The 12,992-nt window shown below is 71.0% G+C and carries 10 protein-coding genes and 1 pseudogene; 5 read left to right on the plus strand and 6 right to left on the minus strand.

Annotated elements, in window-relative coordinates:
• The coding region (locus tag ADL29_RS36400; RefSeq protein WP_157878670.1) for a L,D-transpeptidase at positions 1 to 456 on the plus strand (456 nt) is incomplete at its 5' end.
• A 30-nt stretch (positions 457 to 486) separates the two neighbouring features.
• On the opposite strand, the gene ADL29_RS36405 is transcribed toward ADL29_RS36400, so the two are convergent.
• The 3 genes from ADL29_RS36405 to ADL29_RS36415 are packed head-to-tail and all read right to left on the minus strand — an operon-like array spanning position 487 to position 3,338.
• Positions 487 to 1,710, minus strand: a complete 1,224-nt coding sequence (locus tag ADL29_RS36405; protein WP_053927792.1) for a cytochrome P450 — start codon at positions 1,708 to 1,710, stop codon at positions 487 to 489.
• 12 nt (positions 1,711 to 1,722) lie between these two features.
• Positions 1,723 to 3,081, minus strand: a complete 1,359-nt coding sequence (locus tag ADL29_RS36410) for an NAD(P)/FAD-dependent oxidoreductase (protein ID WP_078971560.1) — start codon at positions 3,079 to 3,081, stop codon at positions 1,723 to 1,725.
• Positions 3,078 to 3,338: a ferredoxin gene (locus tag ADL29_RS36415; RefSeq protein WP_053927793.1), complete on the minus strand. Its 261-nt coding sequence runs from the start codon at positions 3,336 to 3,338 to the stop codon at positions 3,078 to 3,080. Before ADL29_RS36415 ends, ADL29_RS36410 begins: the two co-directional genes overlap by 4 nt.
• A 179-nt stretch (positions 3,339 to 3,517) precedes the next feature.
• Between ADL29_RS36415 and ADL29_RS36420 the strand changes: the two genes are divergently transcribed.
• Positions 3,518 to 4,183 carry a TetR/AcrR family transcriptional regulator gene (locus ADL29_RS36420; RefSeq protein ID WP_053927794.1) on the plus strand — a complete coding sequence of 222 codons (666 nt, stop codon included), beginning with the start codon at positions 3,518 to 3,520 and terminating at the stop codon, positions 4,181 to 4,183.
• Between the two features lie 18 nt (positions 4,184 to 4,201).
• Positions 4,202 to 4,852 carry a hypothetical protein gene (locus tag ADL29_RS36425; RefSeq protein ID WP_053927795.1) on the plus strand — a complete coding sequence of 217 codons (651 nt, stop codon included), beginning with the start codon at positions 4,202 to 4,204 and terminating at the stop codon, positions 4,850 to 4,852.
• On the opposite strand, the gene ADL29_RS36430 is transcribed toward ADL29_RS36425, so the two are convergent.
• Entirely contained in the window at positions 4,849 to 9,108 is a 4,260-nt protein-coding gene (locus ADL29_RS36430; RefSeq protein ID WP_053927796.1) for a bifunctional nitrate reductase/sulfite reductase flavoprotein subunit alpha, read from the minus strand. The two genes, ADL29_RS36425 and ADL29_RS36430, sit on opposite strands and share 4 nt — an antisense overlap.
• Positions 9,109 to 9,418: 310 nt before the next feature.
• On the opposite strand from ADL29_RS36430, the gene ADL29_RS36435 reads away from it, so the two are divergent.
• Positions 9,419 to 10,468, plus strand: coding sequence for an HD domain-containing protein (locus ADL29_RS36435; protein WP_245689788.1), 1,050 nt, complete (start codon positions 9,419 to 9,421; stop codon positions 10,466 to 10,468).
• A gap of 412 nt (positions 10,469 to 10,880) precedes the next feature.
• Here the strand turns inward: ADL29_RS36435 and ADL29_RS36440 are convergent, their stop codons facing one another.
• Positions 10,881 to 11,699: a S1 family peptidase gene (locus tag ADL29_RS36440; RefSeq protein WP_053927797.1), complete on the minus strand. Its 819-nt coding sequence runs from the start codon at positions 11,697 to 11,699 to the stop codon at positions 10,881 to 10,883.
• A 15-nt stretch (positions 11,700 to 11,714) separates the two neighbouring features.
• The gene (locus ADL29_RS46185) at positions 11,715 to 12,023 is read right to left on the minus strand and encodes a trypsin-like serine protease (protein WP_053927798.1); all 309 of its coding nucleotides are present in this window, start codon (positions 12,021 to 12,023) and stop codon (positions 11,715 to 11,717) included.
• 456 nt (positions 12,024 to 12,479) lie between these two features.
• Between ADL29_RS46185 and ADL29_RS36450 the strand changes: the two are divergent.
• Positions 12,480 to 12,992 (plus strand): annotated as a pseudogene (locus ADL29_RS36450) (hypothetical protein); the annotation flags it as partial.

A 12,992-nucleotide genomic window follows, 5' to 3' on the forward strand; every position in this document is an offset into this window, starting at 1 on the left:
ACGGTCAAGCGGGACGGCCAGACCCTCAAGTCCATCCCGATCTCCGGCGGCAGCCCCGACAACCCCACCTACAACGGCCAGATGGTGATCTCGGAGAAGCTGGAGCAGACCCGGATGGACGGCTCGACCGTCGGCTTCGGGACCAAGGAGAACTCTTACAACATTCCCGATGTGCCGCACGCCATGCGGTTGTCGTCCTCGGGCACCTTCCTGCACGGCAACTACTGGGGCTCCCCGTCCGTCTTCGGCAAGGCCGGCACCAGCCACGGCTGCATCGGGCTGCGGGACGTCAAGGGCGGCGGCGGTGACACCCCGGGCAAGTGGTTCTTCAATGAATCTCTCGTCGGCGATGTCGTCATCGTGAAGAACTCCCACGAGCAGACCGTCAAGCCGGACAACGGCCTCAACGGCTGGAACCTTTCCTGGTCGGCGTGGCAGCAGGGCAGCGCAGCCTGACCTGCGCGTCGAACTGTGTGAGCCGGCCGGTCAGGCTTCGCCTGCGCCGGGCACGAGGCGGGTGAAGGAGACCGGCAGGCGTTCCGGGCCGCGCAGGATGGCGTTTTCCCGGTAGGGCGGGGGATCGGCGATCAAGCGGGGCGACTCCAGGCGGCGGGCGAGTGCCGTCAGCGCGATCTGGGCTTCGGCACGGGCGAGGGTGGCGCCGATGCAGTAGTGGATGCCGCCGCCGAACCCGAGGTGGGCGTTGTCGGGCCGGTCGGGTACGAACCGGTCCGGGTCCGCGAAGCGCTGCGGGTCGCGGTTGCCGGCGGCGAGCAGCAGACGCACGCGTGAGCCCTTGGGGATGGTGGTGCCGGCGATGTCGATATCGGCCAGGGTGCTGCGTCCGGACATCTGCACCGGCGGGTCGTAGCGCAGCACCTCCTCCACGAGCGGAGTGGCGAGATCGGGGTCGGTGCGCAACCGGGCCAGGGCGTCGGGATGGCGCAGCAGCGCAAGGGTGCCGTTGGCGATGAGGTTGACGGTGGTCTCGTGGCCCGCGATGAGCAGCAGGCCGAGCGTGACGCGGAGGTCCACGGGGTCCATGGGGCCGTCGGGCTCCTGGCTGTGCATCAGTCCCGAGAGCAGGTCGTCGCCGCCGGTGGCGTCATGGCGTGCGATGAGCCCTTCGAGGTACTCGACCAACTCACCGCGCGCCTGCTGGAGTTCGCGGATCTCGTCCTCGGTCTGGGTGTCGATGGGGTCCAGGCCCCGGGTGAGCCGCCGGGCGAGGCTGCCGAAGAGGGATTCGTCCTCGCGCGGCACGCCGAGCAGTTCACAGATGACGGTGACGGGCAGCGGGTAGGCCAGGTCGCCGACGACGTCCAGTTGTCCCGCCCGCTCGCTGGTGTGCGCGTCGAGCAGCCCGGTGACGAGCGCGTCGATGTGGTCGCGCATGCCCATGACGCGGGGAACGAACTGCTGGGTGACCAGGCGGCGCAGCTGGTCGTGCCGGGGCGGGTCCTCGACCAGCAGGCTTTTGCGGATCGGCCGCTGGTGCTGCGGGGGCAGCCGGTCGGCGCTGATGCGCGGGTCGCGCAGCAGCAGGCTGATCTCGCGGTGGCCGCTGGCCAGCCAGGTCCCGTCATCCATGCGTATGACCGGCTGGCGGAGCAACTGCTCGTAGTACGGGTAGGGGTTGGCGCGGTGCTCGTAGCGGAGGGCCTGGGCGAACAGGTCCGAGGCCGTGTGCTGGTGGGTGGTTGAGGTCATGGTGGATCTCCCTCACTCGTGTCCGGCCAGGACGGACGGGGCGGACGGGATGGATAGGACGGATGGGGTGGAGGGGGTGGACGAACGACCCGCGGCGGGCCGCGGGAACGCGGCGTCGAGCGCATCGAGCCGATCCGGTCCGTCGGAGGCATGGAGCACCGGCGGGAAGGGCGCTCCGGCCTCGATGAGGGCGGCATATCCGTCCAGCACGCGGGGGGAGTCCACCGCGACGGCGGCGACCAGACGCCCGCGCTGACCGTAGGCGGCCACGAACCGCCGCTCGTCGAGCGAGCCCTGGGTGACGACGACCCGATCGGCCAGGGAGGGCAGCCCCACGCACTTGAGGTTGACCCCGAACTGGTTGGACCAGAACGCCGGCAGCGCGCGATGGGCACGAGGCTCCCGCGACCCATGGATCATGTTGTGCGCGGCCGTACGGGCCTGCGCGACGGCGTTGTCCCAGTGGTCCAGGCGCAGCAGCTGCCCGGGGTAGAGCGGGTGCGGCCAGCGGGCGACGTCGCCGGCGACGTAGACGTCCGCCACCGGTGTCCCGTCGTCGGCGAGGGCCCGGCACGCGTCGTCGCACACCACGCCGCGGGCGTCGGCGGCCAGCCCGGACCCGGTCAGCCACTCCGTGTTGGCGAGGGCGCCGGCGGCGACCACGGCCACCTCGGCCTCGACCACGGTGCCGTCGGAGAGGGCCGCGCGCCGCAGCCTGCCGGCCTCGCCCTCCAGGGCCTGGACCGTGGTGCCGAGCCGCAGGTCCACCCCGGCGTCGCGGTACCAGCCGGTCACGGCGCTGCCGATGACGCCGCCCAGAGCGCTCAGCAACGGGGCGCTGCCGCGCTGGGTCACGGTCACGTCGAGGTCCAGGTCGCGGCAGACCGAGGCGACCTCGCCGCCGGTGAAGCCGGCGCCGATCACCAGCACCCGGTCCGGCCCGGCGGCCAGTGCCGCCCGCAGCCGGTCGGCGTCGTCGCGGGACCGCAGCACCTGCACCCCGTGCAGGGCACCGCCCTGCTGCCGGGGCCAGGGCCGGGCCCGGGTGCCGGTGGCGATCAGCAGCCGGTCGTAGGGCACTTCCCGCCCGTCCGCCAGCGCCACCCGGCGTTCGCGCAGGTCAACGCCGCTCGCGGGGGTGCCGAGCAGCCATCGGGCGTCGATGTTGCGCGCCCGGGGCAGCGCGGTGTGGTCGGTGGGCAGCCAGCCGGAGAGGACCGCCTTCGACAGCGGCGGACGGTCGTACGGCGCGTACGGTTCGTCGCCGATGAGCGTGAGCTCACCGTCGAATCCTTCGTCCCGCAGTGCCTCGGCGGCCCGCAGCCCGGCCAGGGAGGCGCCGACCACGACGATGCGCTCGGGGCCGTTCACTGCACAGGCTCCGAGGCCAGGGGTGCGGGCTCGGTGGCCCTGCCCAGGGTGATGGCCTGTACGGGACACGCTGCGGTGGCCCGCTCGACCTCGCGGCGCAGACGGGGATCGGGTGCGTAGTCGTATTCCAGCGCCTCCTCACCGTGGAACCGGAAGACGTCCGGTGCGGCGTAGACGCACTGTCCGTAGCTCTGGCATCGGTTCAGATCCACGACGAGCCGGAGTTCGCGTGCGTCGGGTGGCGAATCGGTGGGCATTTTTCGCTCTCTTCCCAGGTCAGCGGGGTTCGGCGGAACTTTCGGCGGTCGTCGGGGCGGGCCTTGCGACGGCCCCGCGGCTTCGATCGCATCCGCCATTCAGATAGCAACCACTATTTGGACTGTACACGCTATCGGCGCGTTGACATAGTCCTCGCTATTCGAATAGCGTGCTTAATATGAGTACCGAGCATGACGAACCCGTGCGGCAGCGGCTCACCCGTGCCCAGGCCAAGGCCCGCACCCGGCGACTGCTGCTGGACGCGGCGGGCCGGGTCTTCGCCCGTAAGGGCTTCGCCGGTGCCTCGGTGGAGGAGATCGCCGAGTCGGCGGGCTTCTCCATCGGCGCGCTGTACTCCAACTTCAGCGGCAAGGAGGCCCTCTTCCTGGAGCTGATGGCCGAACGCGGTATGGGCCGCGTCGCCGAGGCCGCCCAGACCCTCGACCGCCACGAGGCGGGCACCGGGGAGGCCGCCGCCGAGCTGGGCCGCCTGCTGGTGGACGTCGCCGACAAGGACACCGACTTCGCACCGCTCCAGGCCGAGTTCTGGCTCTACGCGGTACGCAACCCCCACGTCCTCGACACGATGGCCGCCGCCCTGCGCGAACCGCGCCAGGCACTGGAGGGCCTGATCGACACCTGGCTCACGGAGCAGGGTGCACCCTCCGAGGTCCCCGCCGACTCCGTGGCCACGGTGGTGGCGGCGCTGTTCCAGGGCCTGGTGCGCCTGCGGCGCGTGGATCCCGACAGCGTCCCCGAAGAGCTCTTCGGGCAGGCCCTGCGGTGGCTGTTCAGCGGCATCGGCGCGGGCCCCGCCCCGGCCCGCCCCACCGGCCAGGACTGACCGACGGGAGCCGCCTTCATGAACCCGCAACGGCAATCCGCCGCCCGGGGTATCCGCAGGGGCTACGCCGTGGCCGGCGTGGTCCTCGCCCTCATGTGGCTGGGGGAGGGCAACGAGCCGGCCTGGGCCCACGCCGTGCGTGCCACCTTCCTCCTGCTGCTCATCCCGCCCCTGCTCCTGCGGACCAACCGCCGCCTCACCGCGGCGTTTTACGAATCCACCCACCCCGGCCGTGCACTCGCCCGGCTGATCACCGCCCGGATCCTCATCGTCTCGGCAGCCCTCGCCGCCAGCGCCCTGCTCAGCCATCTGATGGACCCGCGCGCGGCCCACGACGCTCGAGCGCTCGGCATCCGCGTGCTGTGCGTCCTGCTGACCATCCCCCTGCAGATCCGCGCCGCACACCGCGCACGGGCGGGAGGTGTGCACCCCGCGGCCCGCCCCACCTTGTCGGCACCCCGGGTGATCGGCGCCAAGCTGGCCCTCATCGCGGCCGCGCTGCTGGCCCAGATGCTGATCGATCCGTATGTGGCCAACGCCCAGGTGCTCACCGCCGTGGCCATCGCCGTCAGCGTGACCCTGCTCGGCCCCAGGATCCACTCCAGGCTGGTGATGACCCCCACCCCCCAGGCCGCCGGGCAAGCCGGCGCGGCCCAGACGGCCGGCTAGTAGATGTCGCGGACGTAGCGTTTGTCTGCGGCGAGGCGCCTGACGTAGGCGGTGGCCTCGTCGGGGCCGAGGCCGCCGTGGGTGGCGGCGATGTCCTTGAGTGCCTGGTCGACGTCTTGGGCCATGCGCCCTGCGTCGCCGCAGACATAGAAGTGGGCGCCGTCCTGGAGCCACTGCCACAGGCGGGACCCGTTCTCCCGCATCCGGTCCTGGACGTAGATCTTGTTGCGCTGGTCGCGGGAGAAGGCGATGTCGAGACGGCCGAGGTGGCCGGATGCCTGGTAGGCCTCCAGGTCCTGGCGGTAGTAGAAGTCGGTGGCCTGGCGCTGCTCGCCGAAGAACAGCCAGTTGGCACCGGTGTGGCCGCGTGCCTGGCGGTCTTCGAGGAACCCGACGAAGGGTGCCACACCCGTTCCCGGCCCGACCATGATCATGGGCGTGGCGGGGTCGGCCGGCGGGCGGAAGAGCGGTGAACGCTGTACGAAGACCTGCACCGGGCCGTCGTCCGCGCAGTCGGCGAGGTAGGTCGAGCACACGCCTTTACGCTCTCGTCCGCGGTCGTTGGTGTAGCGGACGACGGAAACGGTGAGCCGGACCTCGCCGGGGTGGGCGAGCGGGCTGGAGGAGATGGAGTACAACCGGGGCTGGAGACGCTTGAGGACACCGGTCCACTCCGCCGCGGACGCGCGGACGGGGAACGCGGCGACCAGGTCGGCGGCCTGACGGCCCCAGCTCCACTTCGCGAGCTCGTCCTTGTTGTCGGGACGCAGCAGCCGCTTCAGGTCGTGGCTGCCGGTCCGTTCGGCCACGAACTTGAGCAGGTCCGTGGTGATACGTGCGATGTCCAGGCGGGTGCGCAGCGCCTCGCGCAGCGGGATCTGCACGGTGTCGCCGACGTCGACGGGTTCGTCGGGGTCGAGGCCGGTGCAGGCAAGCCACTCGGCGACGAGCTCGGTGCCGTTGGCGGGCCATACGCCGAGGGCGTCGCCGGCCTCGTAGGCGAGTTCGCCGCCGCGGGTGTCGAAGGCGAACTGCCGCACTTCCTTCTGCGACCCGGGCAGGCTCAGCAGCCGGTTGCCGATCAGCAGGGTCGAGAACGGTGACGCCTTGGTGTAGCGGGAGGACACGGGCGGCGACGGCTGGGCGCCCGCCGGAACGGTGGGTGCGGACGTGGGGCCGAGGGGCGCGGTCCGGGTTCCGGACGTGTCGACGGGCTGCCGGTCGACCGCGGTGGCCAGGGCGCTGACGACCTGGCCGACCCACTGGTCGGCGGCCTCTTCGTAGTCGGGCTCGCAGTCGGTACGGGCGACGAGCCGGGTGGCCCCGAGAGCGTGGAACCGTTCGTCGAGCCGGCGCCCGTGTCCGCAGAAGTCGTCGTAGGCGGGGTCGCCGAAGGCCAGGATCGCGTACCGAATCCCGTCGAGCCGGCCGGCTTCCGGGGCCGAGAGCGCCTCCCAGAAGTCGGCGCCGTTGTCCGGAGCGTCGCCGTCGCCGAAGGTGCTGGTGACGACGAGCAGATCGGTGTCGGCGGTCAGATGCGTGGGAGCCATGTCCGTCATGGGCAGCAGCTCCGGCGCATGGCCCGACCCCGCGAGGCGGGCGGCGGCGGTGGCGGCGAACTCCTCGGCGTTGCCGGTCTGCGAGGCCCACAGGACGACCAGTCGGCGGGCCGGTGCACCCGCGTCGGCTGCCGGCGCGGCCGCGGGCACGGCAGGGGCTGTGGTGGGGACACGGGAGAACCTCCCGGCGAGGACGCCGTTGACCCACAGGGCCTGGCCGGGGTCGAAGGGCGCGCCCGGCGGCAGTACGGGGACGCTCCCGGGGGCGGGCGGCGTCAGGGCGAGCCCGGAGAGGTATCCCGCGAGATACTGGCGCTCCGGGTCGGCCAGGGCCACCGGGGCGAGATCGGTGATGCCGAACAGGGCGGCGAGCTCATGGACGGCCGGATCCGACGCGCCCGCCGTGGCCGGAACGGGGGCCATGGGGGCTCCTCCCTGGTGCTGAAGGGTCGCAGCATCGGCGGTGGCCGGGCCGGATTCGGGCACGGCGCCCGGGTGTGCAGCCGGGACCGGGGCCGCGGTTTTGGTGAGCGTCACGGCGCAGGCCTTGAACTCGGGCTGGAAGGAGACCGGGTCGACGGCGTCGTTGGTGACGGCGTTGATGCTGAGGTACTCGCCGAACAGGTCGTTCCAGTGGAAGGGAGCGAAACAGGTGCCCGGCCGGACCCGGTCGGTGACCACGGCGGGCAGTACGGCGCGTCCGCGGCGGGAGGCGACCTCCAGCTGATCGCCCTCGCCGACGCCGAGCGCCTCGGCGTCCTCGGGATGGACCTCCACGAACGGGCCGGGGTTGAGCCTGGCGAGCTTGGCCACCTTGGCGGTCTTGGTCATCGTGTGCCACTGGTGCTGCAGCCGACCGGTGTTGAGGACGAACGGGTAGTCGTCGTCGGGGAGTTCGGCGGGCGGCAGGTGCGGACGGGCGAAGAACTGCGCGCGTCCGCTCGCGGTCGGGAAGGCCAGGCGGGGGCGGGTACCGTCCTCTCGCTCCAGGAGGGTCTGGCTGACGCCGTCGTTGAGGTAGCGGACGGGGTTGCGGTCCGGGCCGTCGGCGGTGGGCGCCGGCCACTGGACGGGGGCGCTGCGCAGCCGCTCGTAGCTGACGCCGCGCAGGTCCCAGCCGGTCTTGGGGTTCCACGCCTGCTTCAGCTCCTCGAACACCTCTTCCGACGAGCCGTAGGTGAAGGATTCGGCGAACCCCATCTCACAGGCCACCCGTGCGATCAACTGCCAGTCGGGCAGGGCGTGTTCAGGAGGATCGACAACCCCCTGCGCGAGGGTGAGGTTCCGCTCGGAGTTGACCAGGACGCCGTCGGACTCCGCCCACAGCGTCGCGGGCAGGACGACATCGGCGTACGCGTTGGTCTCGGTCTCGGCGAAGACGTCCTGGGTGATGACGAGTTCGGCGGCCTCCAGACCGGCGATGACGGTCTTGCGGTTGGCGACCGAGGCGACGGGGTTGGTGCAGATGACCCAGCACGCCTTGATGTCCCCGGCGGCCATCCGCTCGAACATCTCGACCGTGCCGCGCCCGACGTCGGTACGCAGGGACCCCTCGGGTATCTCCCACAGGTTCTCGACGAAGGCCCGCTCGGCGTCGACCAGAACGGAACGCTGCCCGGGGAGACCAGGACCCATATAGCCCATCTCGCGGCCGCCCATGGCGTTGGGCTGACCGGTCAGTGAGAAGGGGCCCGAACCGGGGCGGCAGATGGCGCCGGTGGCGAGATGCAGGTTGACCAGGGCGTTGGTGTTCCAGGTGCCGTGGGTGGACTGGTTCAGCCCCATGGTCCAGCAGCTCATCCACTCGCCGGCCTCGCCGATCCACCGCGCGGCCTGCCGGATGTCTGCCTCCGGGATGCCGGTGATCTCCGCGACCTTCTCGGGCGGGTAGTCCGCGAGGAAGGCGGGCATCTCCTCCCAGCCCTCGGTGAACTCGGCGATGAACCCGTCGTCCGTGTGGCCGTTCGCGACCAGCAGGTGCAGCAGGCCGTTGAGCAGGGCCAGGTCTGTACCGGGCCTGATCTGCAGGAAGAGATCGGCCTTGTCGGCGGTGGCGCTGCGGCGCGGGTCGACGACGATCAGCTTGGCCCCGGCCTTGACCCGGTCCATCATGCGCAGGAACAGGATCGGATGGCAGTCCGCCATGTTGGCGCCGATCACGAAGAACACGTCCGCCTGGTCGAAGTCCTGATACGAACCCGGCGGACCGTCCGCACCCAGTGACAGTTTGTAGCCGGTGCCTGCCGACGCCATGCACAGCCGCGAGTTCGACTCGATCTGATGCGTCCGCACAAAGCCCTTGGCCAGCTTGTTCGCCAGGTACTGCGCCTCCAGGGACATCTGCCCGGACACGTAGAAGGACAGGGCGTCCGGCCCGTGCTCGTCCAGGATCGCCCGCAGTCGGCCGCCGACCGCGGAGATGGCCTGGTCCACATCCGTCTCGGCCGGGTCGGCGCCACGCTCGGCACGCACCAGTGCCTTGCCCATACGCCCGGGCGCGGCCATCATGTCCGCGCTCGTCGCCCCCTTGGTGCACAGACGGCCGAGGTTGGTGGGGTGGGCCTTGTCGCCCGAAGCCTTCGCCACCCGGCGCCGGCCGTCGGCAGGGTCCCGCGCCACCTCCAGCACGATCCCGCAGCCGACTCCGCAATACGAGCAGACCGTGCGGACACTGCCGTCCGTCGAGCCAGCTGCCACCGAACCTCCACCTCGCGGTGCGTGTACGTTCCCGATCCGGGGCGCGCCGCCGACGGCTGGGCACCCCGTTACCAGCACCGTAGAAAGATCGAATTTCCGGCCCGTCACACATCGGGAGCGTCCGGGGTTACGCCCCACGCACAGGAGGCAAGGGCGGAGTGTGAGACCGGGGGCCCGCGCCAGGCACGGTCCTGGCGATCACGGTGGCGGCGTGGTCCCGCGCTGCCGCGGGCATCAGCTCCGCAGTGACCGACCTCCGCGCCTGCCGCAGCGTCCATGCCGTCCTCACCGTGCGACCTACAGTGACGTGGTGGACAACCAAAAGGATCAAAACGCACTACAGGGCTCTGCGGATGCCGCAGCCTCGCCCGTCCCGACCAACGTCGTGGGCCTGTCCCCGGTGTTCACCGACCCACTGTGGCGGATATCCGTCTGCCTGAACCCCGTGGAAGCGGACCTTCTGCATACCGAACCGCTGCGGCGCCTGCACTTCGTCGCGCACGGCGGCGCATCGACGATCAGCACCCTGCAGTCGTACTCCAGGCTCGAGCACACCCTCGGTGTACTCGCGCTGGTCGCGCACTTCCGTCCAGAGGACGAACTGCTACGGGTCGCCGCGCTGTTGCACGACATCGGCCACCTGCCCTTGAGCCACACCTTCGAAGGCCTTTCCGGCCTGGACCATCACGCCATCGGCTTGCAGTTGCTGCGGACCGACCCCATCCGTCCCGTGCTGGAGAAGCACGGGATCAGCGCCGGGGCCGTCGTCGCCGCACTCGGCACTCAGCCGCCCTCGCCACTCACCAACCGCTCCGGCCTGCTGAATCTCGACCATCTCGATTCCTACGTGCGCAGCGGGCGGGCCGCCGGGCGTCTCGACACCGATCCGGCCGCCATGCTGCGCCGACTCGACCTCGAGGAGGCTGCGGTGTCAGCCGACCGCGGGACCGCTGCCGCACTTGTCGACCTGATCTGCGCGGAAGCACGACTGCACACCTCGTGGGACAACGTGGGGCCGGTCTCGGTGGTCCGGCGCCTGGTCGGCCAGCTCCTCGACACCACGCCCCTCACCCCGGCCCAGCTCGCCCGGATGACCGATCCGCAACTGTGGTCCGCGTTCGACTCCTGTGCCGCGACGCGGGCGGAGAGCAGCATGATCCGGTACGAGCTGCATCGGCTGAAGGTCATGGCCGGACGTGCTACCGGGGATCGGCTTGGTTGGGAGTTCTCCCTGCGCAAGATCTACCGCTCCGCGCCGCTGGTGGAGGGGGAGCGGATGGAGACGGCCGCGCCCGAGCTGGCGGCCGAGCTGGACGCGCTGGGTCTGTTGTCCACCGAGTTCCGTGTCTGGTGGAGCTGAGTGTTGGTCACCACTGGTTGGTGCCGCCCAGTCCGCGGTCCGAGCGATGCGCCGTCACCCGCCGCTGAGGGCCCCGGACTTGGCGATGCGGGGCCTCAACGGCTGTGTTACGGCATCGCGCCGCTACCTGCGCTCAGCGGCACTGCCCGAACTGTGGCCCGTCCACGGTGTTGCCTGTCTGGTGCAGCGTCGGTTCATTGCCGTCGCAGCGCAGCGGGCCCTTGATCGTGTTGCCTGAGCAGGCCGTCGTGCCTGTGCGATCGGAGCCGGTCAGCAGACTCCCATCTACGGGGCTTCTCGAGAATTTTCCTCGCAGATGTGCTACTTGCCGGTTCGCCGAGCCCCGGGCGGGGCAGCCGGGGGGTGCCCCGCGGGGTGGTCAGCCGTCCCCACGGGGCACCCCCCTCCCCGGCTACCGCCTCAACTGGCGGGCGATCTCGCGGGAGAAGGCCGAGACCTGGGTGTAGACGCCAGGCGTCGGCGTGGCGGCATTGTCGTGGGAGAGCCAGCTGACGATGCCGATCAGCCTGCCCCCGGCGACGAGCGGACCGCCGCTGTCGCCCTCCGAGTGGTGATCCCCGGTGACCGGGTTGTTCGCGCAGACATGCGTCCTGGGGTCGAAATCACCGGGGTTGAGCCGCGCACACGTCCGGTCCGGCAGCACCCGCAGATCGGCCGACCGCAGCACGTTCGCCTCCCGTCCCTCGTCGTCCAGCAGGCCCCAGCCGTAGACCCGGGCGCGGGTGCCGGGCCGGTACAGGCCACCGTCGGCGCCGGTGGCCACGGGCAGCGGGGTGTATCCGGGCGGCATGGGCCGGTCGAGCGTGAGGACCGCGATGTCGTTCTCCAGGTGGCGGCCGAACCGCGGATGGATCCAGACCTTCGCCACCCGGCGCCAGGCACCCGTGTGCCTGCGCAGATCGGTGCGGCCCGCGACGGCCCCCAGGTCGGTGGGGGCTTCGTCGGCGACACAGTGGGCGGCGGTGATGACCTTGGTGGGCGTCACCAGGGTGCCTCCGCAGAACTGCCCGGACCGGGGATAGGCGTCGGTCCCCCGCCACAGGTTGACCGCGACGGTCCACGGTGCCTGCGCCGTGCTCGTCGGGCGGCCACCGATGACCGCCTGGGCGGGGTGGGCCGGCAGCGCGGCCAGGCATACGCCGGCGAGACCCGTCGTACACGCCAGGACCGAGGCCCGCAGGCGCTTGCGTCGCCGTGGTGTCTGTGCCATCTCGTCGCTCCCCTCCTACCGGGCTGTCAGGTTCTTCAGCAGCGGGTAGTACGCGGCGACCTTGACGGCGACGCCGGGATAGAGCCGGCTGCGGCAGCTACCGCCGCCGCTGATGACGCCGACCAGCCGCCCCTTGACCACCACCGGCCCGCCGCTGTCGCCCTGGCAGGCGCTGACCCCGCCCGCCGGATAGCCCAGGCACATGGTGTACCGCTTGTCGTACCGCCGGCTGCCGTACGCCGTGACGCACTGCTTGTCCGCCCGGTCGCCGCCGACGACCGCGGCGGCCGGCGACGTGGACGACAGCGCCAGAACCCCGGCCAACGCCGTTACGGCTAAAGCGACGTGCCCTGCCCTCGCTGTTTTGCCTGCTTTCCCTGCTTTCGCTGTTCTCATCGTTCCTCCGTGTCCGATCGGACGATGTCGCCCGGCCAGACGGGAAGGACGAAGGCGAGGTTGTCATGCACGCTGAATATGGCTCGTCCCGGTCGCACCGAGGCGCGGTGCGCAAGGCGCGGAGCCGCAGGCGCCCGGAACCGAGCCGGGACGCCACCCGGATCCAGAGAGCTCCGCGCCTCGCCCGTGCCTGGCTGCCGGATCCGGTGCGTAACGCCTCCGCAACCCTCCGGCGATCGGTTGGCGACTCTGCGTCGACCAGCCATAGACCCTCCGTCCATTCTTTGAGTTTTCGCCGTCACGGTGGAACCCGGGCGTCCGGTACCGCCCTCTCCCTTGGCATCTGCGACTACTTCAAGCCGAAAGAATGCGATGGGGGCCGTTATGCGCGAGTTCAGCCGACGGGGAATGCTCGGACTCGGGGTTGGCGCGGCCGCGGCGCTCTCCGCCGCCGGCTGCTCCTCCTCAGGGTCGTCGGAATCCGGCAAGGTCGGGACCAAGCCTGGCAAGACGGCGCAGGCCAAGCCGATAGGTGACGGCTCGACCGCGTACACCGGCAAGCAGCCCCATCAGCCGCCCAGGCCGGAGCGGTTGGAGCCCGGCCAGAAGCCGCCGCAGTTCGTGGTCTTCTCCTGGGACGGTGCGGGCGAGGTGGGCAACGGCCTCTTCCCGCGGTTCCGCAAGCTCGCCGAGGACCACGGGTCGGTCAAGCACTGGACCCCCGCCCAGTGGGACTCCGAGATCGAGCAGGCCATGTCGTTCGTCACCAAGTGGCGGACCAACACCGGCTTCACCGACCTCGAACCACTGCCGTTCGACAGTTCGCCCGGCGGCCTCCAGGTCTGGCCCACCAAGAAGCAGGGCCTGTGGGACTTCCCGCTCCAGTCCATACCGTTC

The organism is Streptomyces chattanoogensis (genome assembly GCF_001294335.1).
In the GTDB taxonomy this organism is placed as follows: domain Bacteria; phylum Actinomycetota; class Actinomycetes; order Streptomycetales; family Streptomycetaceae; genus Streptomyces; species Streptomyces chattanoogensis.